At 67.8% G+C, this 24,501-nt stretch carries 23 protein-coding genes and 1 pseudogene; 12 read left to right on the top strand and 12 right to left on the bottom strand.

Annotation, left to right across the window (positions count from 1 at the left end; all coding sequences use genetic code 11):
- The coding region (locus IV088_RS03750; protein WP_291097885.1) for an aldehyde dehydrogenase family protein at positions 1-1,375 on the bottom strand (1,375 nt) is incomplete at its 3' end.
- A 227-nt stretch (positions 1,376-1,602) separates the two neighbouring features.
- Positions 1,603-2,400, bottom strand: coding sequence for a TOBE domain-containing protein (locus tag IV088_RS03745; RefSeq protein WP_291097883.1), 798 nt, complete (start codon positions 2,398-2,400; stop codon positions 1,603-1,605).
- A gap of 328 nt (positions 2,401-2,728) precedes the next feature.
- Between IV088_RS03745 and IV088_RS03740 the strand changes: the two genes are divergently transcribed.
- The 5 genes from IV088_RS03740 to IV088_RS03720 all read left to right on the top strand — a co-directional run bounded on the left by IV088_RS03740 (position 2,729) and on the right by IV088_RS03720 (position 8,693).
- A complete protein-coding gene (locus IV088_RS03740) occupies positions 2,729-3,586 on the top strand; it encodes a c-type cytochrome (RefSeq protein WP_291097882.1) in 858 nt (285 codons plus the stop codon).
- 69 nt (positions 3,587-3,655) lie between these two features.
- Entirely contained in the window at positions 3,656-5,032 is a 1,377-nt protein-coding gene (locus IV088_RS03735; RefSeq protein ID WP_291083164.1) for a cbb3-type cytochrome c oxidase subunit I, read from the top strand.
- 41 nt (positions 5,033-5,073) lie between these two features.
- Complete coding sequence (locus IV088_RS03730) at positions 5,074-5,874, top strand: CbbQ/NirQ/NorQ/GpvN family protein (protein WP_291097887.1); 801 nt, start codon at positions 5,074-5,076, stop codon at positions 5,872-5,874.
- A 66-nt stretch (positions 5,875-5,940) separates the two neighbouring features.
- The gene (locus tag IV088_RS03725; RefSeq protein WP_291097880.1) at positions 5,941-7,974 is read left to right on the top strand and encodes a VWA domain-containing protein; all 2,034 of its coding nucleotides are present in this window, start codon (positions 5,941-5,943) and stop codon (positions 7,972-7,974) included.
- A gap of 20 nt (positions 7,975-7,994) precedes the next feature.
- Positions 7,995-8,693: a succinate dehydrogenase iron-sulfur subunit gene (locus IV088_RS03720; protein ID WP_291097877.1), complete on the top strand. Its 699-nt coding sequence runs from the start codon at positions 7,995-7,997 to the stop codon at positions 8,691-8,693.
- 19 nt (positions 8,694-8,712) lie between these two features.
- Here the strand turns inward: IV088_RS03720 and IV088_RS03715 are convergent.
- Positions 8,713-8,940, bottom strand: a pseudogene (locus tag IV088_RS03715) (winged helix-turn-helix domain-containing protein); the annotation flags it as partial.
- A 115-nt stretch (positions 8,941-9,055) separates the two neighbouring features.
- Between IV088_RS03715 and IV088_RS03710 the strand changes: the two are divergent.
- A complete protein-coding gene (locus IV088_RS03710) occupies positions 9,056-10,102 on the top strand; it encodes an alpha/beta fold hydrolase (RefSeq protein ID WP_291097874.1) in 1,047 nt (348 codons plus the stop codon).
- Between the two features lie 12 nt (positions 10,103-10,114).
- Here the strand turns inward: IV088_RS03710 and IV088_RS03705 are convergent, their stop codons facing one another.
- Positions 10,115-10,780 carry a class I SAM-dependent methyltransferase gene (locus IV088_RS03705; RefSeq protein WP_291097871.1) on the bottom strand — a complete coding sequence of 222 codons (666 nt, stop codon included), beginning with the start codon at positions 10,778-10,780 and terminating at the stop codon, positions 10,115-10,117.
- Positions 10,781-10,938: 158 nt separating this feature from the next.
- Between IV088_RS03705 and modA the strand changes: the two genes are divergently transcribed.
- The 3 genes from modA (at position 10,939) to modC (ending at position 13,539) form a co-directional block, all read left to right on the top strand.
- Positions 10,939-11,694 carry a molybdate ABC transporter substrate-binding protein gene (modA, locus tag IV088_RS03700; RefSeq protein ID WP_291097868.1) on the top strand — a complete coding sequence of 252 codons (756 nt, stop codon included), beginning with the start codon at positions 10,939-10,941 and terminating at the stop codon, positions 11,692-11,694.
- A 1-nt stretch (position 11,695) separates the two neighbouring features.
- Positions 11,696-12,382, top strand: a complete 687-nt coding sequence (gene modB, locus IV088_RS03695; RefSeq protein ID WP_291097863.1) for a molybdate ABC transporter permease subunit — start codon at positions 11,696-11,698, stop codon at positions 12,380-12,382.
- 62 nt (positions 12,383-12,444) lie between these two features.
- Complete coding sequence (gene modC / locus IV088_RS03690; protein ID WP_291097862.1) at positions 12,445-13,539, top strand: molybdenum ABC transporter ATP-binding protein; 1,095 nt, start codon at positions 12,445-12,447, stop codon at positions 13,537-13,539.
- Here the strand turns inward: modC and IV088_RS03685 are convergent.
- Genes IV088_RS03685 through IV088_RS03675 form a run of 3 tightly spaced genes read right to left on the bottom strand, consistent with a single transcriptional unit; the run spans position 13,536 to position 16,721 of the window.
- Positions 13,536-14,801 (bottom strand): FAD-binding oxidoreductase, encoded by a 1,266-nt coding sequence (locus tag IV088_RS03685; RefSeq protein WP_291097859.1) that lies wholly within the window; start codon positions 14,799-14,801, stop codon positions 13,536-13,538. The two genes, modC and IV088_RS03685, sit on opposite strands and share 4 nt — an antisense overlap.
- 13 nt (positions 14,802-14,814) lie before the next feature.
- A complete protein-coding gene (locus tag IV088_RS03680; RefSeq protein ID WP_291097855.1) occupies positions 14,815-15,780 on the bottom strand; it encodes a proline racemase family protein in 966 nt (321 codons plus the stop codon).
- Between the two features lie 2 nt (positions 15,781-15,782).
- On the bottom strand, positions 15,783-16,721 hold the full coding sequence (locus IV088_RS03675; RefSeq protein WP_291097852.1) for a dihydrodipicolinate synthase family protein: 939 nt from the start codon (positions 16,719-16,721) through the stop codon (positions 15,783-15,785).
- Positions 16,722-16,847: 126 nt separating this feature from the next.
- Between IV088_RS03675 and IV088_RS03670 the strand changes: the two genes are divergently transcribed.
- A complete protein-coding gene (locus tag IV088_RS03670; protein WP_291097849.1) occupies positions 16,848-17,588 on the top strand; it encodes an AraC family transcriptional regulator in 741 nt (246 codons plus the stop codon).
- 114 nt (positions 17,589-17,702) lie between these two features.
- Here the strand turns inward: IV088_RS03670 and IV088_RS03665 are convergent, their stop codons facing one another.
- From IV088_RS03665 to IV088_RS03655, 3 genes are all read right to left on the bottom strand, one after another.
- Complete coding sequence (locus IV088_RS03665) at positions 17,703-18,500, bottom strand: substrate-binding domain-containing protein (RefSeq protein WP_291097846.1); 798 nt, start codon at positions 18,498-18,500, stop codon at positions 17,703-17,705.
- 140 nt (positions 18,501-18,640) lie between these two features.
- Complete coding sequence (locus tag IV088_RS03660) at positions 18,641-19,423, bottom strand: phosphate ABC transporter ATP-binding protein (RefSeq protein WP_291097842.1); 783 nt, start codon at positions 19,421-19,423, stop codon at positions 18,641-18,643.
- Positions 19,420-20,148, bottom strand: coding sequence for an ABC transporter permease (locus tag IV088_RS03655; RefSeq protein ID WP_291097839.1), 729 nt, complete (start codon positions 20,146-20,148; stop codon positions 19,420-19,422). Before IV088_RS03655 ends, IV088_RS03660 begins: the two co-directional genes overlap by 4 nt.
- A gap of 119 nt (positions 20,149-20,267) precedes the next feature.
- Here IV088_RS03655 and IV088_RS03650 point away from each other — a divergent pair, with 119 nt between their 5' ends.
- Positions 20,268-21,398 carry a substrate-binding domain-containing protein gene (locus tag IV088_RS03650; protein WP_291097836.1) on the top strand — a complete coding sequence of 377 codons (1,131 nt, stop codon included), beginning with the start codon at positions 20,268-20,270 and terminating at the stop codon, positions 21,396-21,398.
- On the opposite strand, the gene IV088_RS03645 is transcribed toward IV088_RS03650, so the two are convergent.
- Positions 21,395-22,468, bottom strand: a complete 1,074-nt coding sequence (locus IV088_RS03645) for an MBL fold metallo-hydrolase (protein WP_291097833.1) — start codon at positions 22,466-22,468, stop codon at positions 21,395-21,397. The genes IV088_RS03650 and IV088_RS03645 overlap by 4 nt on opposite strands.
- Positions 22,469-22,561: 93 nt before the next feature.
- The gene (coaBC, locus tag IV088_RS03640) at positions 22,562-23,818 is read right to left on the bottom strand and encodes a bifunctional phosphopantothenoylcysteine decarboxylase/phosphopantothenate--cysteine ligase CoaBC (RefSeq protein ID WP_291097830.1); all 1,257 of its coding nucleotides are present in this window, start codon (positions 23,816-23,818) and stop codon (positions 22,562-22,564) included.
- A gap of 97 nt (positions 23,819-23,915) precedes the next feature.
- On the opposite strand from coaBC, the gene IV088_RS03635 reads away from it, so the two are divergent.
- Positions 23,916-24,458, top strand: a complete 543-nt coding sequence (locus IV088_RS03635) for a hypothetical protein (protein WP_291097827.1) — start codon at positions 23,916-23,918, stop codon at positions 24,456-24,458.
- Positions 24,459-24,501 lie beyond the last annotated feature (43 nt).

Here is a 24,501-nt window from a genome sequence, read left to right as displayed (position 1 = left end):
AGCAGTTGGTCCAGACGCGGCCGGCCTTGATGGCGCGGCCCATGCGGTAGGCCACGTTGCCGTTGCGGCTCCACACGCCGGCGCCCAGGCCGTACAGCGTGTCGTTGGCGATGGCCAGGGCTTCGGCTTCGTCCTTGAAGGTCGTCACGGCCAGCACGGGGCCGAAGATCTCTTCCTGGAAGATGCGCATCTTGTTGTGGCCCTTGAACAGCGTGGGCTGCACGTAGTAGCCGCCGTCCAGATCGCCACCGATCTTGGCCTGCTCGCCACCGATCAGCACCTCGGCGCCTTCGGCCTTGCCCAGTTCCAGGTAGGACAGGATCTTGGTCAGCTGCTCTTTGGAAGCCTGCGCTCCCATCATGGTGTCGGTGTCCAGCGGGCTGCCCATCTTGATGGCGGCCACGCGCTTCAAGACGCGCTCCATGAACTTGTCGTAGATGCTTTCCTGGATCAGCGCGCGGCTCGGGCAGGTGCAGACCTCACCCTGGTTGAACGCGAACAGCACCAGGCCTTCGATCGCCTTGTCGAGGAAGGAATCGTCTTTGTCCATGATGTCGGCAAAGAAGATGTTGGGGCTCTTGCCACCCAGTTCCAGCGTGGCGGGAATCAGGTTGTTGGCGGCGGCCTGGGCAATCACGCGGCCCGTGGTGGTGGAGCCGGTGAAAGCGATCTTGGCGATGCGCTTGCTGGTGGCGAGCGGCATGCCGGCTTCGCGGCCGAAACCGTTGACGATGTTCAGCACGCCCGGGGGCAGCAGGTCGGCGATCAGTTCGATCAGGATCAGCAGGCTGATGGGGGTGGACTCTGCCGGCTTCATGACGATGCAGTTGCCAGCGCCCAGGGCCGGCGGGATCTTCCAGGCGGCCATCAGGATCGGGAAGTTCCAGGGAATGATCTGGCCCACGACGCCCAGGGGTTCCTGGAAGTGGTACGCCACGGTGTCACCGTCGATCTCGCTCATGTTGCCTTCTTCGGCGCGCACGCAGCCGGCGAAGTAACGGAAGTGGTCGATGGCGAGCGGGATGTCGGCGTTCAGGGTTTCGCGGATCGGCTTGCCGTTGTCCACCGTCTCGGCGTAGGCCAGCAGCTCCAGGTTGGCTTCCAGGCGGTCGGCGATCTTCAGCAGGATGTTGGAACGCTCGGTGGCCGAGGTCTTGGCCCAGCCGTCGGCGGCGGCGTGGGCCGCGTCCAGCGCCAGATCGATGTCTTCGGCGGTGGAGCGGGCGGCCTGCGTGTAGACCTGGCCGTTCACCGGCGAGATCACATCGAAATACTGGCCCTTGACCGGGGCAACCCACTTGCCGCCGATGAAGTTGTTGTACTGGGCCTTGTAGGCGATCTTGGCGCCGGGGGTGCCGGGAGCTGCGTATTGCATGTGTGTCGTCCTCTGAGGATGGAAATGAAGAAAGCCGAAGCGGCTGCTTCACCTGTCCTCAACAACCGTGCCACGCGCAGAAAGCGACTCAAATTGAGAACAGTGCTCTCTTTTTTGACAACACAAAGTGAAGGGTTGCGCCATTCAGGTCCATGCAACAGCACACTGTGCCAACCTGGTACGGCAACCCTGTTCATATGGGCGCAGGTGCCCACGTTGGAAGCACGCTAACCCGCCAGACCGATCACCAGCGCCGACACGCCCATCGCCGCCCAGGCGCGTTGCCCCTTGCGCGCCGCGAACGGGTGCTCGGCAAAGCCCACCCACTGGCCGCCGCCATCGAGGCCGAGCACCACCTCAAAACGCCCATGTCGGTGGCCCTGCCCCCGCGCCAGCCGCTCGATGCGACCGGGCAGCACACACTGGCTTGGCGCCTCTTCTGCCACGCTCGCCTCTTCCACCTCACCCCGGCCGATGCGCACCGCCGTGGCCTTGCACAGCGCCAGCACCTCCAGCCCCGCACGCAACGCGAGCAGGTCCGCGCTCTCGCGCGTCACGCTCGACGTGAGCAGCGCCTGCCCCGGCGTGCGCAAGCGCACCAGCACCGTCGGGTCGTCCGGCCCCAGCGGCTCCACCGCCTCCACGCGGCAAGGCAGCTGGTTGCGCATGCTCGTGCGCAGACCCAGCCCCATCGGCAGCGCAGCTCCGCCCGCGAAGCGCGCCAGCACCGCTTCACGCGCCTTTGCGAGCTCGTCCGCGAGGGCCAGCAGCTGCAGGCCCTGCGGCGTGATCACCGCCCCGCCACCGCCCGAGCCGCCCACCGTGCGCTCCACCAGCGTCTGCCCGCTCAGGTTGCTCAGCGTGTCGATCGCCTGCCAGGCCGCCTTGTAGCTGATGCCCGCGTCGCGCGCGGCCTGCGAGATCGAGCCCGTTTCGCCCACGCGGCGCAACACCTCCAGGCGCTTGTCGCTGGGGGCGTGGCCGAGGGCTTCGGAGAGGGCGGTGTGCAGGGGTGGCGTGGTCATGCCGGAATTGTTCCATGGGACGTCCGCTCCAGGCGCGGACGCGACTTGCGGGTCACCGGGTCGCGCGCCTGCCCGCCAGCGACAGGGGCTAAGTTCGCTGCCGCACATACACGGAGCGGAGGACGGGACAACATGCCCAGTCTGCCGGCCTCTCTCGCCCTGAGGGAACGCGGGCGCAACCGTCGAGGTGCCCCCCATGACCGCGTACCGAAGTTTCAAGGTCTTCAGCCATGTGGTGCTCGGTTTGATGGCCACCGGCATCGCCTACGCGAGCGCCATCAGCGTCATCTACTGGACGGGCATCAGCGTCTGACGCGGGTGCACACACATGAACAAACGCCAGGCACGGTACTTCGCGATCGGTTCCACGCTGCTCGCCACGCTGATCTTTCTCGGCCTCACCATCGACAGCCACCGCCAGTTCCCGAAGCTGACGAACGCGCAGAACATCACGCCCGCGGTCACCCTGGGCAAGAACGTCTGGCACAAGAACAACTGCATCAACTGCCACACCATCTTCGGTGAAGGGGCCTACTACGCCCCCGACCTCACCAAGATCGCGCAACAGCGCGGTGCGCCCTACCTGCGGGCCTTCCTGAAAGACCCCTCAAAGTTCTACGACGAGCAGCGCCACCGGCGGCTGATGCCCCAGCAGAACCTGAGCGATGCCGACATCGACGGCCTGATCGCGTTTCTCGAGTGGGTGAGCCAGGTGGACAACCAGGGCTGGCCGCCGCGGCCGATCATGGTCACCGGGCTGGGTACCACGGCAGGGAACGCGGCGGTCCCCGCCGTGGCGGCGGCGGCTTCAGCGCCCGCAGGATCGACCGCCACGGCAGCCGCGCCCGACAAAGACCCGGTGGCCCTGGGCGAGCGCGTGTTCCGGAACGCCGCCCCCGCCTGCACCGCCTGCCACTCCCTCACGCCGGGCGCCGACATGGCCGGCCCCTCGCTCGCCGGCATCGCCACGCGCACGCAGCAGACCCTCGCGTCCACCGACTACAAAGGCACGGCCACCGACCTGGCGAGCTTCATCCGCGAATCCGTCACCCGGCCCAGCGCACACCTGGTCGCGGGGGCGATGTATTCGGCCAACGGGGTTTCGTTCATGCCCAACACCTACGCCAAGGACCTGACGCCCGAGCAGGTCGAGCACCTCGCCGCGTTCCTGTCGACCTTCAAGTAACGGGCTCCGAAGCCACCAAGCCCCACACAGGCCGCGGACCACCGCCGCCACTCATGCAGGAGTTTTGACATGCGCTACAGGTCTCAATCGGTTGCCTACTGGTATTTCGCCGTGGCCATGGTGTTGTTCGGGCTGCAGCTGGTGTTCGGGCTGCTGTCGGCCACCAAGTACCTCGGCCCCGATCCGCTGCTGAACATCCTGCCGTTCGATGTGACCAAGGTGATCCACACCAACCTGCTGATCGTGTGGGTGCTGACCGGCTTCATGGGCGCGACCTACTGGATGGTGCCCGACGAATCGCGCACCGAGCTCTACAGCACCAAGCTCGCCTACGTGCAACTGGTCCTGTGGACCTTGATGGGCGTGACCGCCGTGGTGGGCTATCTGTTTCGCTACGGCACCGGCAACAAGCTGCTGGAACAGCCCCTGCCGCACAAGATCGTGATCGTGATCTGCATGCTGATCTTTCTCTACAACATCGGCATGACGATCTGGCGCTCCAAGCGCTTCACCACCACCGAAGGCGTGCTGGTGCTCGGCCTCGGTCTGGCCGCGTTGCTGTACCTGCCCGCGCTGCTGGAGTACGAGAACTACACCGTGTCCATCTACTACCGCTGGTGGACGATCCACCTCTGGGTCGAGGGCGTGTGGGTGATGATCCAGGGCGGCTTCCTGGCCTACCTGCTGATCCGCCTGTCCGGCGCTGACCGGGAGGTCATGGAGAAGTGGCTGTACGTGATCGTGGGCCTGGTCTTCATCGCCGGCATTCTGGGCACGGCGCACCACTACTACTGGGTCGGCGTTCCTTCGTACTGGTTGCCCATCGGCGGCATCTTCAGCGCACTGGAGCCAGCGGCGCTCGTTGGCATGGCGATGTTCGCGTATTCGGCCATGCGCCGAGCGGGCTTTTCGCACCCCAACACGCTGGCCCTGCACTGGACCATCGGCAGCGCGCTGTTCACCTTGTTCGGCGCCGGTCTGCTGGGTCTGGCCCACACGTTCCCCGACGTCAACAAGTGGACCCACGGCACGCTGATCACCGCGATGCACGGACACGCGGCCTTCTACGGGGCCTACGCCATGATCGTGCTGGCGATGATCACCTATGCGCTGCCGGCGATGGCGCCGGGGCGCAGCGAGCAAGGCAGCAGCCTGGGTTACTGGGCGTTCTGGATGCAGATTGGCGGTATGTTCGGCATGACGTTGTCGTTCGCCACCGCCGGCATCGCGCAGGTCTACCTGGAGCGCATCATGGGCATGGGCTATCTCGACGCGCAGTTGAAGATACAGGTGCACTTCGTGATGTTGATCGCCACCGGGTCGCTGTTCGCGATCGGCGTGGGACTGTTCATCTACGACTTCTTCCGCCATGCGCCCCGCTTTGATGTCGTGGCGGACACCACTGCGCCACGCTCTGCCACCGAGCCGGTCTTGTCCACCTCGTGAGCAACCCCTTGGCTGCTGCGCTGCTCCACACCGTTGGCCCGCTGGACGGGCCCGAGCGGTTGCCCGCCAGCGAGCCGTATTACCTGTCCTCGGGTTCGGAAGTGGCCGTCTTCGAGCACTGCCACGCCCTGCGGCTGGCCGTGATGCTCAAGGGCCCCACCGGCTGCGGCAAGACGCGTTTTGTCGAGCACATGGCCTGGAAGCTGCGGCGCCCCCTGATCACGATCTCGTGCCACGACGACCTGAGCGCGAGCGACCTCATCGGCCGCTTCCTGATCCGCCACGACGGCACCGCGTGGCAGGACGGCCCACTCACGCGCGCCGTGCGCGAGGGTGCCATCTGCTACCTCGACGAGGTGGTCGAAGCGCGGCAGGACACCATGGTGGTCTTGCACTCCTTGACCGACCACCGCCGCATCCTGCCCATCGACAAGACGGGCGAAACGCTGGTGGCCGCGCCCGGCTTCCAGCTGGTCATTTCCTACAACCCGGGCTACCAACGCATGCTGAAAGACCTCAAGCCCAGCACGCGGCAGCGCTTTGTGGCGCTGGACTTCGACTTTCCGCCGGCCCCGCGCGAGGCGGCGATCATCGAGAGCGAGGCCGGCGCCGACCACGCCACGGCCATGGCGCTGGTGTCGCTCGGGCAACGGCTGCGCGCGCTGCGCGACCGTGGCCTGGCCGAGGTGCCGAGCACCCGCCTGCTGATCGCGGCGGCCGCGCTGGTGGTCAGCGGCATCCCGATCCGGCAGGCCTGCCTCGGCGCGGTGGTGTCGCCGCTGTCGGACGACGAAGCGCTGGTGGGCGCGATGCGCGACCTGGTCAACGCCACCTTCGTCTGAGAGTCTTTCGCTCATGCCCGCGCACCCCCCCGAAAAGCTCTCAGCCTCTGAACCAGACACCGCCCCATGGCCGAAGCCGAGGACGTGATCACCGACGTGGCCCGGCACGCCACCGTCTTCACGCAAGCGCTGTGGCGGCGGCACCGGGCCCGGACGCCCGCCCGGCCCCTGACCTTGCTGGCGGACGTGGCGCCGCGGCTGGACCTGCTGATCGAGGCGGTGTTCGGCACCTCGTACCGCTTGCGCACGGCGCAAACGCCGGCCCGCCCCACCCTGCTCGCCCAGACGTTCCAGCGCCATGAATTCCCGCGCGCGCGCGCCGCGCTGCCCGCCACCGATGGCCAGTGCATCTGGTTGCCGTCGGACACCGGCCTCGTGGACCCCGCTCTGGCCCTGGACCGCTTTCGCACCCTGGCCCTGGTGCAGGCCACGCGGGCGAGCCGGGGCAGTGCCGCCGGCCCGGGCCCCGGTGCCTCGCCACTGGTGCGCGAGCTCTACCTGTTGATCGAGGCCGTGGCGTCCGACGCGGCGCTGGCGCGCCTGTTGCCCGGCGTGGCGAAGTCTTTGAACCACCTGCGCGGCGCCGCGCTCGCGGCCCGCCCGCCGCTGGCGCAATTCCCCGCGTCGCGCCGCCCGCTGGAGGCCCTGGCGCGCGGCTGGATGGCGCAGCCCTGCGACCAGCCGAACGCGCACGCCCCCCTCGGGGGGTCGCCCGACAGTTCGGCCCGCGCCGCTCACCAACTGGCGGCCGACATGGTGCGCGACCTCGCCAGCGCCGGGCGCCTGGGCCCATCGCCCCTGTTCCGGGACAGCTGGACCGGCGATCTGCGCCCGCCCGGCGCGGCCACGGGCCCACCGCTGGCGGGCAGCGACGCGGCCGACAACACCACCGCCCGCGCGCCGCGCAGCGCGCGCCTGACGCGCCGCCCTGAGGTGCGCGAAGGCGCCGAGCAGGAAGAAGACAAGACACCGGGCGCGTGGATGATCCCGCCCGACGTGCCGCACGAACAGGCCGAAGACCCGTTCGGTTTGCAGCGGCCCACCGATCGCGACCAGTCGGCGGGCGCCGACGAGTTCGCCGACCTGGTCTCGGAGCTGGCGCAGGCGCGGCTGGTCTGGACGCCGGGCCAGGCCCCGGAGGTGCTGCTTTCCGACGACCCACCGGCCGTGCGACCCCGACACACCAGCGCCACCGTCTCAGACACACCACAACAGTTTTGCTACCCGGAGTGGGACTGGCGGACAGCGGCCTACCGCCACCCCGGCGCCACGGTAAGGCTGCGCGAAGCGCCGGCCGGTGCGCAGCGGTGGGTGGACGACACCCTGGCCGCGCACTGCGCGCTGCTCGGCGCCATCCGCCAGCGCTTCGCGGCCCTGCGCCCCCAGCGCACACTGAGGCGCCGCCAGACCGACGGCGACGACATCGACCTCGAAGCCTGCGTGGAAGGCCTGGCGAACCTGCGCGCCGGCTGGCCCATGGCCGACGACCTCTATTGCTCGCAACAACGCACCCGGCGCGACATGGCCATCCTGATCCTCATCGACGTCAGCGGCTCCACCGACGGCTGGATCTCGAACAGCCGCCGGGTGATCGACGTCGAGCGCGAGGCCTTGTTGCTGGTGTGCATCGCCCTCGGGGCCATGGGCGAACCCTTCGCGGTGCAGGCCTTCTCGGGCAACGGACCCGCCGCGGTGAGCCTCTGGGACATCAAGCGCTTCGACGAGCCCTACAGCCCCGCTGTGGCGCTGCGCATCGCGGCCCTCGAACCCGATCGGTACACGCGCACCGGCGCCGCCCTGCGCCACGCCAGCGCCACGCTCCTGCGCGAAGGCGCCACGCACCGGCTGCTGCTGCTCCTGTCCGACGGCAAACCCAACGACTGCGATGTCTATGAAGGCCGCTACGGCATCGAAGACACCCGCCAGGCCGTGACCGAAGCCCGGCTGCAGGGCATCTCGCCGTTCTGCCTGGCCGTGGACCGGCAGGCTGCGAGCTACCTGCCGGTCGTGTTTGGCGCCCAGCACCACGCCTTGCTGCAGACGCCGGCCTCGTTGCCCACCGTGCTGCTCGACTGGATGCAGCGGCTGGTGAAGTCGTGAGCCCTTTTTGAAAGCCCCCGATGCACACCTTCAAGCTCTACCGCTACGACCCGGACCTCGACGCCAAGCCCCACATGCAGACGCTGGAGCTCGACGTCCACCCCGGCGACCGCATGCTGCTCGACGTGCTCGTGCGCCTCAAGGCCGTGGACCCGGGCCTGTCGTTTCGGCGCTCGTGCCGCGAAGGCATCTGCGGCTCGGACGCCATGAACATCAACGGCAAGAACGGCCTGGCCTGCATCACCAACATGACATCCCTGCCGCGCGTGGTGACGCTCAAACCCTTGCCGGGCCTCCCGGTGATCCGCGACCTGATCGTCGACATGACCGGGTTCTTCCGGCAGTACCACTCGATCAGGCCCTACCTCATCAACGAAGCGCCCGCCCCCGAGCGGGAGCGCCTGCAATCCACCGAGCAGCGCGAAGAACTCAACGGGCTGTACGAGTGCATCCTGTGCGCGTGCTGCTCATCGGCGTGCCCGAGCTTCTGGTGGAACCCGGACAAATACGTCGGGCCGGCCGGCCTGTTGCAGGCCTACCGCTTTCTTGTCGACAGCCGCGACACGGCCACCGCCGAGCGGCTGGACGACCTCGACGACCCGTTTCGCCTGTTCCGATGCCGCTCGATCCTGAACTGCGTGGACGTGTGTCCCAAAGGACTGCTGCCCGCGGGGGCCATCAGCAAGATCAAGGAGATGATGATTCGACGCAGCATCTAGCCAGCGGCTGCAGCGCTTTCGGCGTGGTGCGCGCCCCGCCGCCGACCGTGCGCTCCACCAGCGTCTGCCCGCTCAGGTTGCTCAGCGTGTCGATCGCCTGCCAGGCCGCCTTGTGGCTGATGCCTGCGTCGCGCGCAGCCAGCGAGATCGAGCCGGTCTCAGCCACGCGACGCAGCACCTCCAGGCGCTTGTCGCTGGGGGTGTGGCCGAGGGCTTCGGAAAAATGGGTTCGAACTGGTCCGGTCATTCGAGATGGTCATAGTGGTTTCCCCTCTCCGGGTTTCCGGAGCATTCTCAAACCATAAGTGGCTGGTCGTCCAGTCCCACCGCGCCCACCGCGCAACAACACCCAGGAGACGCACATGAACGCCTACTACTCGCAGGATGCCCACGGACCGTTTCGCCTCATCGACATCGGCCGACTGGAATTGGCCGAAGGCGGCGTGCTGGAGAACTGCCCACTGGCCGTGGCCACCCACGGGCAACTCAACGCGGCCAGGGACAACGCGATCCTGGTGACCACCTGGTACTCGGGAACCAGCAAGATCATGGAGCAGGTTTTCATTGGCCCCGGACGGGCACTGGACCCGACCAGGTACTTCATCGTGGTCGTCAACCAGATCGGCAGCGGTCTGTCGGTGTCACCGCACAACGCACCCGGTGCGCTGGCAGGTCCGAACTTTCCGAAGGTGCGCATTGGAGACGATGTGCGCGCGCAGCATCGCCTGCTCACCGAACATTTCGGCATCCAGCGCCTGGCCCTGGTCACCGGCGGCTCCATGGGCGCGCAGCAGACCTACGAGTGGGCCGTGCGCTACCCCGAGATGGTCGCACGCGCCGCCCCCATCGCCGGCACCGCCTGCAATACCGAGCACGACTTCCTGTTCACCGAATTGCTCATGGAGGCGATCACTACCGACCCCGGTTTTCGAGACGGCCACTACGCGAGCTCGGAGGGGGTCGCAGCGGGGCTCAAACGCCACGCCAAGCTGTGGACATTGATGGGTTGGAGCACCGAATTCTTCCGATGCGGTCGCCACCACGCGCTCGGATTCGACTCGATGCAGGCCTTTGTCGACGGTTTCATGACCGGCTACTTCGCCCCCATGGACCCGAACAACCTCCTGTGCATGGCGTGGAAATGGCAACGCGGCGACGTGAGCCTGCACGCCGGCCACGACAAGGCGGCCGCACTGGGCCGGATTCGCGCCAAGACCTACGTGATGCCCATCACCACCGACATGTTCTTCCCTCCGTCGGACTGCCAGGCCGAACAGCAGCTGATCCCAAACAGCGAGCTTCGCCCGATCTCCAGCCTGGATGGCCACCTCACACTGTTCGGAACCGATGCGAATGCGATCACCCAGATCGACGCCTGTCTGAACGAACTGCTGGCCACTTCAGCCTGAACAGGAGCAGCGTCAGGCCCGAAATGCGGGCAAGTCCTCAAACCGCCAGACACCCAGATGTTTGTCCGAGTAGATGCCTCCGGTGTGATGGCACCGCTCATCAATCAGCGCGATGGGCGCCGGAAAACCGAAGGGTGGGCGCTGCAGGTTGAGTGGGCGCCACGCTCCGGTCGGAATGTCCTCGTTGCTGCGGTCGCCCACAAAGGTCGTTGCCACCAGATACCTCGCGCCCGTGCGCCTGAGATTGGCAATGGCACGCATGACGTCTTCTTCACAGAGATGCACCAGGGCATCGCGGGACAACACCAGGTCGGCGTCCGGCAGCCGCTGACGAACCATGTCACGACAGAGGAATTGCCGGCGGGGAGAGGACCAGCGCGTCTCGTTCGCGCTGACCAGTGCCGGCACAACATCAACCCCGACATAGCGATCAACCGCATCTGCCAGAGGCGCCGCCCAGTTGAAATCACCACACGGCACATCCAGCAGGCATCTGGTGCCCAGTGATTGCACCAAAGCGATGAGATCCGGGAGAAACTGGGACGCGCGCTCCCGCGTCGAGCCGGGGCCCGAGCTGGATTCGCAGTCACCCCAGCTGTTGCCGGAATGGATGGCACCAAAGACCCTCCGCATTTCGCGGGTCTTGCTGGACAGCGGGAGCAGATCAAAAAGAGACATCGAATGAAGGGCGACAGGACGTTGTGCGGCGCCGACAGATTAACGCAGGCGATCCCCGCACAGGGGTGTGCCGTTTCCGGGTTCATACCCGCTACACTCGCTATTCCATTTAGGGATAACGATCCCGCCCTCCTTTCCTGTGCTGATGCGAGGTGACCGTGCACTCCCCAGTCCTCCCTCTGACCGCCTTGCTTTTCATCGCGCTGGCCATCCCCGCAGCCCAAGCCGCCGAAGCTCAGATCGCAGTGGCCGCCAACTTCGCCGAGCCGATCAAGGCCATTGCGGCCGTGCTGCAGAAGACCACCGGCCACACGCTGAGGATCTCGACCGGCGCTTCGGGCGCGTTCTACACGCTGATCAAAAACGGCGCGCCGTTCGACGCGTTCCTCTCGGCCGACAACGAGCGCCCGGAGCTGCTGGAGAAGGACGGCCTGGCGCAGCCCGGCACGCGCTTCACCTACGCCAACGGCAAACTCGTGCTGTGGTCGGTGAAGCCGGGCCGCGTGGACAGCCAGGGTGCGGTGCTGGGGGCAGCCGACCTGGGCAAGGTGGCGCATGCCAACCCCAAGACCGCGCCCTATGGCGCGGCGGCGGTGCAGGTGCTGGACAAGCTGGGCCTGAAGGGCGCGGTCACGCCGAAGCTGGTGCAGGGCGAGAGCATTGGCCAGACCTTCGGCTTCGTGACAACGGGCAACGCCGACGTGGGTTTTGTGGCGATGTCGCAGGTGCTCTCGGCTGGCCGGCTCAAGGAAGGCTCGATGTGGGTGATTCCGCAGGCCAGCTACGACCCGATCCGTCAGGACGCGGTGCTGCTGAAAAAGGGCGCCGACAACGAGGCCGCCAAGGCGCTCTTCCAGCTGCTGCAGAGCCAGAACATCAAAGACCTGATCCGCTCCTACGGTTACGACCTCTGAGATGCTCCTCTCCCCCGACAACCTGCAGGCGCTCTGGCTGACCGTTCAGGTCGCTGCGCTGACCACGCTGATCCTGCTGTTGCTCGGCACGCCGCTGGCCTGGTGGCTGGCGCGCTCCCGCGACTGGGTCGCGCGGCCGGTGGGTGCGCTGGTGGCGCTGCCGCTGGTGCTGCCGCCCACGGTGCTGGGTTTCTATCTGCTCGTGGCGCTGGGGCCGAATGGGCCGCTGGGCCAGGCGATGCTGGCGGTGGGACTGCCCACCCTGCCCTTCACCTTCGCCGGACTGGTGGTGGCCTCGGTGGTCTATTCGCTGCCGTTCATGGTGCAGTCGGTCCTGAACAGCATGCAGGCGCTGGGCGAGCGGCCGCTGGAGGTGGCGGCGAGTCTGCGCGCTTCGCCGCTGGACACGTTTTTCAAGGTGGTGCTGCCGCTGTGCAAGCCGGGCATCGTGACGGGCTGCATCATGAGCTTTGCCCACACGGTGGGCGAGTTCGGCGTGGTGCTGATGATGGGCGGCAACATCCCCGGCGTGACGCGCGTGGTCTCGGTGCAGATCTTCGACCACGTGGAGGCGCTGGAGTACGCCGACGCGCACCGGCTGTCGGCGGTGATGCTGGTGTTTGCGTTTGTGGTGCTGCTGGCGCTGCAGGTCTACAACGCGCGGCAGGCGAAGGCGGTGCGGGCATGAGAGACCGCCCGGCCGTTCCGAAGGGCGATCGCCCCGCAGTGCACAGCACGGAGGGCAGTCCAGTGACCGCCGCCGCGCTGCGCCTGCAGGCGCGCCTGGCCCGGGGCGGCTTCGCGCTGGACGTGGACATGACCCTGCCCGGCCACGGGATCACCGCGCTGTTCGGCCCCTCGGGCAGCGGCAAGACCACCTGCCTGCGCGTGCTCGCCGGGCTGGAGCGCTCGGCCGTGGGCCGCGTGCAGGTGGGCGAACAAATCTGGCAAGACAGCGAACGCGGCGCCTTCGTGCCCACGCACCGGCGCGCCATCGGCTATGTGTTCCAGGAGGCCAGCCTGTTTGATCACCTGACGGTGGAGGGCAACCTGCGCTTCGGCTTCGACCGCACGCCCGCGGCCGAGCGGCGCCACGATTGGCGCCACGGGCTGGAGCTGCTGGGCATTGGCCACCTGCTGCAGCGCCGGCCGCAAGAGCTCTCGGGCGGCGAGCGCCAGCGCGTGGCGATTGCGAGGGCGCTGGCGGCGAGCCCGCGCGTGCTGCTGATGGACGAACCGCTGGCCGCGCTGGACGCGGCGCGCAAGGCCGAGATACTGCCCTGGCTGGAGCAGTTGCACGAGGCGCTGGACCTGCCGGTGGTGTACGTGACGCATTCGGTGGACGAGGTGGCGCGGCTGGCCGACCACGTGGTGCTGCTGGATCAGGGCCAGATGCTGGCGCAGGGGCCGGTGATCGAGCTGATGACCCGCGCCGACCTGCCGCTGGCCCACGGCGACAGCGCGGGCGCGCTGATCGAGGCCATCACCTGCGGGCTGCACAGCGCAAGCGCGTTGTGCGAGTTGCGCTTTGACGGCGGCACGCTGCTGCTGCCGCAGACGCGAGCCACACCGCTGCCCGAGCGCACGCCGGTGCGCGTGCGCGTCCAGGCGAGGGACGTGAGCCTCTCGCTGATCAAGCCGGAGCAGACCAGCGTGCTCAACGTCCTGCCGGCCATGGTGACCGAGGTGAGCGAGGACGGCCCGGGTCAAGTGCTGGTGGGCCTGCGCCTGGGGCAAGGCACGCGCCTGCTCTCGCGCATCAGCCGGCTCTCGTGCGAGCGGCTGGGCATCGCGCCCGGCCTGCCGGTGTATGTGCAGATCAAGGGCGTGGCGATGGTGCGTTAAAAGCGGTCGGGCCTGAAGGGTTCGAGCGGAATGGACGGTGTGTGCCCCGCCAGCAACTCGGCCACCAGGTGCCCGGTGGCGCCGCTTTGTGTCAGGCCCAGGTGCCCGTGTCCGAAGGCGTACACCACCCGCCGGCTGGCCTTGGCGTGCCCGATGACGGGCAAGGAATCGGGCAGCGAGGGGCGGTAGCCCATCCACTGCGTGCCGCCCTCGGTGCGCAGCCCCGGCAGCAGGCGCGAGGCCTTCTCCAGCATGTGGGCCGACCGCTTGAAGTTGGGCGGCAGCTTGAGCCCGCCCAGCTCCACCGCACCACCGACGCGGATGCCGGTCGACAGCGGCGTGACCACAAAACCGTGGGACCCGAAAATGATCTGGCGCTGGAGGTCGAACGCGCCGGGCGGCAGCGTGGTGTTGTAGCCGCGCTCGGTGTCCAGCGGGATGGCATCGCCCAGTTGGGTCGCGAGCTGGCGCGACCAGGCCCCGGTGGCGATCACAGCCTGATTCGCATGGACGGCGCTGCCCTGCGCGAGCTGCAGCGCCACACCGCCATCGCGCACGGCAATGGACCGCACTTCGGCCTGGCGCCAGGTGGCGCCCGCCTGCAGCACATGGCGCCCGAGGGCCGATGCCACCTCGAACGGGTCGCTCACGGTCTCCCAATGCGGCACGAAGGTGCCGGCGGTGATGGAGCTGGCCAGACCCGGTTGCAGCGCCCGCAGCCGCTCACCCTGGACGTGTTCGAAGGCAATGCCCGCTTCGGCGCGCAGCTGCCAGCCCGGGAGGCTGGAGCGGAACTCGGCGTCGCCTTCGTACACCTGCAAGGAGCCGTCCTGCCGGATCATGTGCAAAGCCTGCGCGCGGGCCAGCATGGCGTGAAACGCAGGCGCGGCGAGGCGCATCAGCTGCGTCTGGGCCTGCAGGCTCGCGCGGTAGGCCGAGGGTCGGCTGGCCATGCCGAAGCGCAGCAGCCAGGGCGCGATCTGCAGCGCGTAGCCCGGGCGAATGGCCAGCGGCCCCAGCGGGTCGAGCAGCCAGCGCGGCGCCTGCCGCAGGATGCGCGGCGAGGCCAGGGGCAGGATGTCGGAGAAGGCCAGCGCGCCGGCATTTTGCGCGCTGGCCTCCAGGGCAATGCCCTTGCGGTCGATCAGCAGCACCGAGCGGCCCTGGGCCACCAGGTGCATCGCCACCGACAGCCCGATGATGCCAGCGCCCACCACCGCCACATCGGCGCGGGTGGAATCCGGGTTGAGGCCTGATGTCATGCGTCTGGTGAAGTCAAAGCGCCGCGCGGAACGCCGCCGGCAGCAAGGGATCGGCCGGGTCGGCGATCAGCCGCGCTTCGGCCGTGACGTAGGCGCGGCCGGTGATGCGGGGGATGACGCCGTGTGCCGTGGGCTGGTAGCTGGCCTCGAAGCGGCTGCCGATCACGCTTTCCTGCACCCAGGTGTCGCCCGGCTGGAGCTTGCCGGCCGCGGCCAGGCAGGCCAGCTTGGCGCTGGTGCCGGTGCCGCACGGGGAGCGGTCGTAGGCGCCGCCGGGGCACAGCACGAAGTTGCGGCTGTGCGCGTCCGCCGCTTGCGCGGGGCCGAAGAACTCGATGTGGTCGATCTCGGCGCCGTCGCGACCGGTGATGCCATCGCGCACCAGCGTCAGCTTGACGGCCTCGGCCTGGCGGGTGAGTTCACCGATGTGCTGCAGCGTGAGTTCGCAGGGGGTGCTGTGGCACAGGAAGAACCAGTTGCCGCCCCAGGCGACGTCGCCCACCACACGCCCGAGGCCGGGCACGTCGATCTCGACCTCGCGACGGAACACATGGCTCTCGACGTTCTGGATCGTCACTTCGTGGGCGGACCGGAGGTCCACGCTCACGACCCCGACCGGCGTCTCGAAACGGTGCAAGCCCGGCGCGATGCGGCCCATGTGGGCGAGCGTGACGGCCGCACCGATCGTGCCGTGCCCGCACATGCCGAGGTAACCTGTGTTGTTGAAGAAGATCAGGCCGGCGGCGCAGCTGCTGTCCACCGGCTCACACAGCAAGGCGCCGACCACCGCGTCGTAACCGCGCGGCTCGTTGGCTGCGAGCACGCGGTAGTGGTCGAAGTCGCGCGCAAAGAGGGCCTTGCGTTCGCTCAAGGGGCCGTGGCCCAGCGGCGGCCCACCGGCCACCACCAGGCGCGTGGGCTCGCCCTCGGTGTGGGAGTCGATGACCTGCATCTCGATGCGCGTCGTGTTCGGTGCCATGGTCAGGCCTTCCCCGGCCAGCTGGCGTACCAGCGCTTGAACAGCTCGAACTGGGCCGTGGCGTAGTTCCGCTGGCTGTCCGACAGCGCATCGGTGGGGTTGAAGTGCAGGGCGTATTCCGCGTGGCCCTGCAGCACCATCAGGTGTTTGAAGTACAGCACCAGGTCCACGCCCTCGTCAAACGACGACAGCACCGCCAGCGCCGCCTCCAGCTCCTGCGCGCGCTGGCGGGCCAGCACGTCACCACGGGCCGCCTGCTCGCACAGGGCCACCAGTTGCAGCACCTCTTGGGGCAGCACGTTGCCGATGCCCGTGATGGCGCCCTGGGCGCCGCAGTTGACGAAGCCGTGAAACACCTGCGTGTCCACACCGACCATCAGCGTCACGCCCGCCTCGCGCGAGGAGATGTGCTCCGCCGCGTAGCGCAAGGAAGCCGCGCCACCGAACTCCTTGAAGCCGATCAGGTGGGAGAAGCGCGAGCGCAGATCAAAGAACAGGTCGGCCTTGGTTTCGTAGCCGTAGTAGGGGCTGTTGTAGATCACGCTGGGCAGGTCCACCGCCGCGCTCAGGATGTCGGTGAAGTGGGCACGCTGGGCCGCCGCCGAGTTGCCGCGCGACAGCACGCGGGGGATGATCATCAGTCCCTTGGCGCCACAGGCCTTGGCGTGGGCGGCCAGGGCGCTGGCACGCGCCGTGTTCTGCGCCCCGGTGCCCACGATCACGGGCAGGCCGGCACCGACCAGCCGCTCGACGCCTTCCATGCGCTGCTCGTCGCTCAGCAGGGGCCAGTCGCCCATCGAGCCGCAGTACACCAGCGCCGACATGCCGGCCGCGATCAGTTGCTGGCCGGTCTGGACCAGGGCGTCAAAGTCCGGTTGCCGCTCGGGCGTGCAAGGGGTCATCAAGGCGGGGATCGTGCCGCTGAAAATGCTGCTGCTCATGGGTCGGGTGCTCCGTTGAAGTGACTGTTAAGCTGCCGCCAGTCTCGCAGCTTGGGCGCTCCGCGTCTTGTCGGAAAGTGGGGTGCCGGCTGGGGAAATTGCACAAAAGGTCGTGAGCCCAACGCCATGGATGTTTCTCTGCCATCACCCCTGTCGCCAGGGCTGCTGATCGCCCACGGTTGGTTCCGGGGCGACCTGCTGTTCGACCACGTGCCCGACACCGTGTTTTTCCTGAAGGACACGCAGGGGCGCTACACCGCGGTCAACCAGACCCTGGTCGGCCGCTGCGGCTTTGAGCACAAGGCGGAGCTGATCGGCCAGACGGCGGAGCAGGTGTTCCCGCTGCCGCTGGGCTCCGGGTTTTCGCAGCAGGACCAGCGCATCCTGCAAGGCGGCCCCGCCATCAGCGGTCAGCTGGAGCTGCACCTGTACGGCAACCGGCAACCGGGCTGGTGCCTCACCTGGAAGGTCGCGGTCACCGACCCACAAGGGCACATCGTCGGGCTGGCAGGTCTGTCGCGCGACATCCAGCAGCACATGGGCTCAACGAACGAGGCCGCCGCGGTGTCGCGCGCCATCGAGCACGTCGCGCGGCACCTGGACTCACCGCTGCCGCTGGAAGAACTCGCCGCCCTGGCCGGGCTGTCGGTGTTTCAGCTGGACCAGCGCATCCGCGGCCTGTTTGGCGTGACGGCGGGGCAGTATGTGCTGCGCGCGCGCATCGAGCGGGCGTGCGATCTGCTGCGCCATTCGCGTGAGCCGATCAGCGAAGTCGCCCTGGCGTGTGGGTACGCGGACCAGGCCTCGTTCACACGCCAGTTCCGCAAATCGGTGGGCCTCACGCCCTCGGCCTACAGAGGCATGTGATGAAACACCCCCTGCGCCGCTTCGCGGCTTCCCCCTCTCTGGCGCCTTCGGCTTGGAGGGGGACGGCGCCTTGGGCCGGCGAAGCCGGACCCTTGTCGCCCCTGGTTGGGGACCCTATTTGGCGTTCGGGAAAAACAGCTGTTCGCCGCCGATCTTGTAGTCGGCAATCACCTTCTGGCCGGCGGCGCCGGTGACCCAGTCCACGAACTTCTGGCCTTCGGCGGTTTTCACCTGCGGGTGTTTGGCCGCGCTCACGAGCATCACGCCGTACTGGTTGAACAGACGTTTGTCGCCCTCGACCAGCACCACCATGTCGGCGCGGTTCTTGAAGTTGAGCCAGGTGCCGCGGTCGGCCAGCACATAGGCACCGCTGCTGGCGCCGATGTTCAGGGCCGGGCCCATGCCGCAGCCGCATTCCTTGTAGCCGCTGCCCTTGTTGGCGTCGGTGTCGGTCATCTTCCAGAAACGCAGCTCGGCCGCGTGCGTGCCGCTCTTGTCGCCGCGCGAGATGAAGGGCGCGTTGGCCGTGGCGACCTTCTTGAGCGCGCCCACGATGTCGCTGCCTTTGGTGGCGGCCGGGTCGGCCTTGGGGCCGATCAGCACGAAGTCGTTGTACATGACCTCCTGGCGCTTACCCGAGAAGCCGTCGGCGACAAACTTCTCTTCGGCCACCTTGTCGTGCACGAACAGCACGTCGGCGTCGCCCCGGCGGGCCATGTCGATGGCCTGACCGGTGCCCAGCGCCACGACCTTCACGTCGATGCCGCTGGTCTTCTTGAACTCGGGCAGCAGGTGGCTGAACAGGCCCGATTGTTCGGTGGACGTGGTGGACGCCACGACGATGCTGCTTTGTGCCAGCGCAGAGGTGCTGAGCAGCAGGCCGACGGCAACACAGAGGGCACCATCGCGCACAGCGCGGCCAGAAAGCCGACCGATCCAACTGCAGGCGCGAAGGGGTGACCACCAGAGATGCGGTGGAACCGGCTTCGCCGGGCCACATCGCATCGCCCCCTTCAGGGGGTCGCGCGCAGCGCGGCGGGGGTGTTCATTCTTCATGCGGTTTCTCCTTTGACGAACAGGTGGGCCTGGGGACAGTGCGCCTCCAGGAAAGCGTGGTTGAAAAAATCGCTCACGGGCAGGTCGGCCAGCAGACGCCCCTGCTCCAGGTAGACGACGCGGCTGGCCAGGCGTTTGACCTGACCGAGGTTGTGGCTCGCGAACACCAGCGTGGGCGGCAAGCGGTGTGGCGCGGGCACCTCGTCGCTAAATTCGGCGATCAGTGCCTCCACATCGCGCTTGGCGTGTGGGTCGAGGCTGGCGGTGGGCTCGTCGAGCAGCCACACGTCGGGCTGCAGCGCCCAGGCGCGTGCCAGTGCCACGCGCTGCTGCTGCCCGCCCGAGAGCGCGCGACCGTTGCGCTCCGCCAGGTGAAGCAGGTCCACGCGGGCCAGCGCCTGCTGAGCGCGTTCGCTCGTCTGGCGCCACGGCACGCCGCTGAGCCACAGGCCGAGCTGCAGGTTGCGCCGCACCGACATGCGCAGCATGTGCGGGCGTTGAAAGAGCATGGCGATGCGCGAGGCCTGCGGCACCCGCCGCTCGCCCGAAGCGATGGGCAGCAGGCCATGCAGCGCGCGCAACAAGGTGCTCTTGCCGCAGCCGTTGGGGCCCACCAGCGCCACTCGCTCGCCCGCCTGGATGGACAGGGTGATCTGGCGCAGCGCCTCCACCTGCGCGGCTGGGCCCAGGCTCACGTGCACGCCCGTCAGCGTGAGCACGACCGGCTTGCGGTCGATGGCGCTGGCGGTTGGACCGACACCGGGTTGCTCGATCCTCATGTGGTGGCCATCCGCAGGTCACCACCGTCGAGGTGTTCGCGCCAGCGGCGCAGCAGCGCCACCGCGCTGTTGAGCAGCAGCACCACCCCCAGCAAGACCAGGCCCAGGCCCAGGGCCAGCGGCAGGTCGCCCTTGCTGGTTTCCAGCGCGATGGCGGTGGTCATGACGCGGGTGAAGCCCTCAATGTTGCCCCCCACGATCATCACCGCGCCCACCTCCGAGACGGCGCGGCCGAACGCGGTGATCAGCACGGTGAGCAGCGCGTAACGCTCGTCCCAGGCCATGAGCAGGCTGCGCAGGCACATGTCCGCGCCCAGCGAACTGAGCTGCTCGCCGTGGTCGCGGTCGGTGTCTTCCACCACCTGGCGCGTGAGCGCGGTCACCAGCGGCAGCACCAGGATCGCCTGCGCCAGCACCATGGCCTGAAAGCTGAACAGCCAGCCCAGAAACCCCAGCGGGCCCGAGCGCGACAGCAGCAGGTAGATCACCAGCCCCACCACCACCGAAGGAATGGCCAGGAAGGTGTTGAGCAGCGTGAGCGCCACCGAGCGGCCGGGGAAACGAGCCACGGCCAGCCAGGCGCCGAGCAGCAGGCCGATGCTGCAGGCCAGCAGGCAGGCGGTGGCGCTCACGGCGAGCGAGCGCGACACGATGGCCCAGAGCGCGGCGTCGCCGTCGAGGATGAGTTGCAGCGCGGTGGAGGCGCTGTCGGTGAAGGTGTTCATACGTTGCGCCGCAGCATAAGCGCACAAGCTGGGTTTGAGAGTACGTGGCAACTCGGTATGAAGCGCTGTGCATAGGTACCGACCCAGGCCCTCGCGGGGCTGAGGCACACTTGCCGCCCATGAGACGCATCGAGATGTCCTACTCGCTCAGCGCCGAGCGACCCGAACGGCCCAACGGCCCGGCCCTGCTGCGCAACACCATGATGGACGTGCTGCAGGCGGTGCGCGCGCACGGGTCGATTTCGGCCGCGGCGCGTCAGCTGGGTCTGTCGTACCGCCACGTGTGGGGCCAGCTCAAGGAATGGGAGACCCAGCTCGGCCACGAGCTGATCGTGTGGGAGCGGGGTCAGGCGGCGCAGCTGTCGCCCTTTGGCCAGCGCCTGCTGATGGCCGAGCGCCTGGCCCAGGCGCGACTGGGCCCGCAGGTGGAGGCCTTGCGCGCCGAGCTGGAGCGCGCCTTCTCACGCGCCTTCGAGACCACCACGCCCGGCCCTGGCAGCGAGCTGCTCACGCTCTACGCCAGTCACGACCACGCCCTGATCGAGCTGCAGGAACTCGCCGCCGGGCTGCCCTCCACCCCGACCGAAGACCAGCGCCTGCACCTCGACATCCGCTTCACCGGCAGCGTGGACGCGATCCGGGCGCTCAACGAAGGCCGATGCCTGCTGGCCGGTTTTCACACCCAGCCCTTTGCCGACGCGAGCAGCCTGAGCGCCCGCACCTACCGCCCGCTGCTCAGGCCCGGCACCCACAAGATCGTCGGTTTTGCCCGGCGCTCACAAGGCCTGATGGTCGCGCCCGGCAACCCATTGCGGCTGCGCGACATGGAAGACGTGGCGCAACTCAGCGCGCGTTTCGTCAACCGGGCGCGCGGCACCGGCACCCGGTTGCTGCTCGAAGAACTGCTGACCCAGCGCGGTCTCGACCACAAGGCCATTCAGGGGTTCGACCGCGTGGAGTCATCGCATGCGGCGGTGGCGCACGCGGTGGCCAGCGGCGACGCCGACGTGGGGCTGGGCACCGAATACGCCGCGCGCAACCAGGGCCTGGGCTTTGTGCCGCTGACCGAAGAACGTTACCTGCTGGTGTGTTTGAAGTCTGCCCTGGAACAACCGGCCGTGCAGCGGCTGCTGACCCTGCTGCGCAGCGCGCGCTGGCAATCGCACCTCAGCCACCTGCCCGGCTATGCCGCTGACCACAGCGGGGAAGTGGCCGCCATGAAGCGCTTGCTCCCCTGGTGGAGGGCCTAGAAAGCATCCTTCTCGGCTTCCAGGTAGGCCAGGCTGGTGTACTTGCCGATGTTGCTGTCGAATCCGGCCATGGTCCTGGCGCGGCTGGCGACGCGGGGGTCTTTCATCACCAGGGTCTTCGCACCATCGAGCGGGATGCCGTCTTTCACCGCCTGCACGCAGGGTTCCCAGATGCCCTTCATGAACGTGCCGTAGGTGTCCAGCAGGTCCTTGCTGCCGCGACCATGCCCTGGCACCCAGAGCTGGTCGCCAGCCGCTTTTTTGAGCGCGTCGTAGTACTTGAACGTGCCGGGGTAAGAGCCGTCGTCGATGTTGGCGATGCGGTTCTCCATCGCAACGTCGCCGACGTAGGTGAGCTTGTCCTGCACCACCTCGCAACACAGGTCTGAAGGCGTGTGCGCCTTGCCATGGTGATGCAGCTTGATCTGCACGTCGCCATAGTCGAACACCTGCCCGTGCTCCACCGTCTGGTTGGGCGCGACCACCTTGGTGCCCAGCGTGGCCTGGTTGGTCCAGCGCTCCATCAGGCTGCGCCAGAGGTTGCCTTCATGGCCGGCGATCTGCTCGCGCGTGAACGCCAGCGAGTGGATGGGCAGGTCCTTGCCGTAGGCATCGGCGAAGGCCTGGTTGCCCAGCCAATGGTCACCGTGGTAGTGGCTGTTGAAGACCGCGATGACCGGCTGGGGCGTCACCGTCTTGATCATGCGGATCGCCATCTGGCCGATCTGCAGCGAGGCGCCGCTGTCCAGCACCACCACGCCCTTTTGCGTGACCACGAAAATGATGCTGGCCATGAGGCCCTGGTTCTCCTGCGTTGGAAAACCCTCTTTCGCATAGACCATCCAGACATGGGGCGAGAGCTGTTCGGGTTTCACGTCCGGCACCGGTGGCCCTTCAATGAACTCCTGAACCTGCTGGGCGAACAAGCGCACCTCGGGCACCAGCGCCAGGCCGATGCCGCTGGCACCCAGGCCCGCCGCCCCGCGCAGCCAGCGGCGGCGCGACCAGGCGGAGTCCAGGGGGGATGCGCTTACGGCGGCAGCCGGGCGGGCAATGTTGGGGCGGTTCATGGTGTCTCCTTGATCATCCAACAATAAGCATGCAATTATTGTTGGATGATACGACCGCCTTCCGGGGCACACAAGGCACCCGCAACCCCGATGTCAGGGCGCTTTGGCGGGCTCTGCGGCGGCGGAAACAGGCAGGCGCCGCGCGATCTCGGCCACCAGCTGCCGGGCCAGCGACAGCTTGGAGGCCCGGGGCAGCTCGGTGTTGCCCTGTTCGTCGACCAGCAGCAAGGCGTTGTCGTCCTGCCCGAAGGTGTCGGGGCCGATGTTGCCCACCAGCAGCGGCACGCCTTTGCGCAGCCGCTTGGCCTGGGCGTGGGCCAGCAGGTCCTCGCTCTCCGCCGCAAAGCCCACGCAATACAGGGTCTGGTTGAGCGCGCGCGGGCTCATTGCGATGCCGGCGAGGATGTCGGGGTTCTCCACGAACGACAGCGTCGGCACATGGCCCGAACCGTCTTTCTTGATCTTCTGCACCGCCATCTCGGCCGGGCGCCAGTCGGCCACGGCGGCGGCCGACACAAACACCGTGGCTGTCTGGCTCAACACATTGAGCGTCTTCTGCATGTTCAGCGCCGACTTCACATTGATGCGCCCCACACCCCGCGGCGTGGCCAGGCTCACGGGGCCGGCCACCAGCGTCACATGGGCACCGGCTTCGTGCGCCGCGCGCGCGATGGCAAAGCCCATCTTGCCGCTGGACAGGTTGGTGAGCCCACGCACCGGGTCGATGGCCTCGAAGGTCGGGCCGGCGCTCACCAGCACCTGCTGACCGGCCAGCACCTTGGGCGTGAAGAAGCGCACCACCTCATACAACAGCTCATCGGGCTCAAGCATGCGCCCGTCACCGGTTTCGCCACAGGCCTGGTCGCCCGCGCCCACGTCCAGCACCGTCGTGCCGTCCGCGCGCAGCTGCGCCACGTTGCGCACCGTGGCCGGGTGCGCCCACATCTCGCGGTTCATCGCGGGTGCCAGGATCAGCGGCACCGTGTCGATCGGGCGCGCGAGGCACATGAGGCTGAGCAGCTCGTCGGCCCGGCCGTGCAACAGCTTGGCCATGAAGTCGGCGCTGGCGGGCGCCACGACGATGGCGTCGGCCTCCCGGCTGAGGTTGATGTGCGCCATGTTGTTGTCCACCCCACCCGAGGTGCGCTCGTCCCACTGGGAACTGAACACCGGGCGACCCGACAGGGCCTGCATGGTCACCGGGGTGATGAACTGCGTGGCGGCGTCGGTCATGACGACCTGCACGGTGGCCCCGGCCTTGATCAGCGAGCGGCAGAATTCGGCCGCCTTGTAGCAGGCGATGCCGCCCGAAAGGCCCAGGACAATGTGTTTTCCGGCGAGGTCGTTCATGGCCGCAATGTAGCAGTTTGAAACCCGATCCAGCATCCCATCCGGTGCGAAGCCATAATCGCCCGGTCACCTCTTTTCACACCCACACACCATGCGCATGTCCGGCCCTCTGAACCTTCTCGCGTCACTCTCTCTGGTGGCCGCCCTGGCGGGTTGCGGGGGCGGCTCGGACGATGCGGCCGACACCGGTCCGGCACCCACGGGCGGTGCCTTGGCCAACCTCTGGTTTGCCGACAGCGACAGCTACCACCCCCTGGACAAACTCAAGCCGGACGGTTCGTTCTACACCGGCTCCGAAGCCGACTTTGGCGTACAAAACCCCGCTTATGCGGCGAACACCGCCACCCAGTCACGCTGGGCGATCGACACCTCGGCGGTGCCGCCCGAAGGCCAAAGCCTGAGCTACTCGTTCAAGGTCGAGGGCGTGAACGCCTCGGACAGCGCAGCCAGGGCGCTCACGGGCAACCTGAAGATCAACACCGCCACCGGCCTGATCACCCAGTCGTGCAAGGGCTTCCCCGAGTGTTACGACAACACCTCGTCGGCCGACGAGGACTTTCTGGTCACCGTGACCGCCCAGGCGGACGGTGGCGGCCAGCTGGTGCGCAATTTCCTGCTCCGCGTGCGCCGCAACAACTGAGCGAACACCGGCCCGAGCGTCGGTCACCCGGCGGTGGGCCTGA

Source organism: Hydrogenophaga sp. (assembly GCF_018780075.1).
Lineage (GTDB): Bacteria > Pseudomonadota > Gammaproteobacteria > Burkholderiales > Burkholderiaceae_C > Hydrogenophaga.
Note: the sequence above shows the minus strand (reverse complement) of the source record. Positions and strands in the feature narration are given on the sequence as shown.

Coding starts and splice junctions, on each gene's coding strand:
- IV088_RS03745 (WP_291097883.1), bottom strand. CDS start 2,400: ATGACCACGCCACCCCTGCACACCGCCCTCTCCGAAGCCCTCGGCCAC.
- IV088_RS03740 (WP_291097882.1), top strand. CDS start 2,729: ATGAACAAACGCCAGGCACGGTACTTCGCGATCGGTTCCACGCTGCTC.
- IV088_RS03735 (WP_291083164.1), top strand. CDS start 3,656: ATGCGCTACAGGTCTCAATCGGTTGCCTACTGGTATTTCGCCGTGGCC.
- IV088_RS03725 (WP_291097880.1), top strand. CDS start 5,941: ATGGCCGAAGCCGAGGACGTGATCACCGACGTGGCCCGGCACGCCACC.
- IV088_RS03720 (WP_291097877.1), top strand. CDS start 7,995: ATGCACACCTTCAAGCTCTACCGCTACGACCCGGACCTCGACGCCAAG.
- IV088_RS03710 (WP_291097874.1), top strand. CDS start 9,056: ATGAACGCCTACTACTCGCAGGATGCCCACGGACCGTTTCGCCTCATC.
- IV088_RS03705 (WP_291097871.1), bottom strand. CDS start 10,780: ATGTCTCTTTTTGATCTGCTCCCGCTGTCCAGCAAGACCCGCGAAATG.
- modB (WP_291097863.1), top strand. CDS start 11,696: ATGCTCCTCTCCCCCGACAACCTGCAGGCGCTCTGGCTGACCGTTCAG.
- IV088_RS03685 (WP_291097859.1), bottom strand. CDS start 14,801: ATGACATCAGGCCTCAACCCGGATTCCACCCGCGCCGATGTGGCGGTG.
- IV088_RS03680 (WP_291097855.1), bottom strand. CDS start 15,780: ATGGCACCGAACACGACGCGCATCGAGATGCAGGTCATCGACTCCCAC.
- IV088_RS03675 (WP_291097852.1), bottom strand. CDS start 16,721: ATGAGCAGCAGCATTTTCAGCGGCACGATCCCCGCCTTGATGACCCCT.
- IV088_RS03670 (WP_291097849.1), top strand. CDS start 16,848: ATGGATGTTTCTCTGCCATCACCCCTGTCGCCAGGGCTGCTGATCGCC.
- IV088_RS03660 (WP_291097842.1), bottom strand. CDS start 19,423: ATGAGGATCGAGCAACCCGGTGTCGGTCCAACCGCCAGCGCCATCGAC.
- IV088_RS03655 (WP_291097839.1), bottom strand. CDS start 20,148: ATGAACACCTTCACCGACAGCGCCTCCACCGCGCTGCAACTCATCCTC.
- IV088_RS03650 (WP_291097836.1), top strand. CDS start 20,268: ATGAGACGCATCGAGATGTCCTACTCGCTCAGCGCCGAGCGACCCGAA.
- IV088_RS03645 (WP_291097833.1), bottom strand. CDS start 22,468: ATGAACCGCCCCAACATTGCCCGCCCGGCTGCCGCCGTAAGCGCATCC.
- coaBC (WP_291097830.1), bottom strand. CDS start 23,818: ATGAACGACCTCGCCGGAAAACACATTGTCCTGGGCCTTTCGGGCGGC.
- IV088_RS03635 (WP_291097827.1), top strand. CDS start 23,916: ATGTCCGGCCCTCTGAACCTTCTCGCGTCACTCTCTCTGGTGGCCGCC.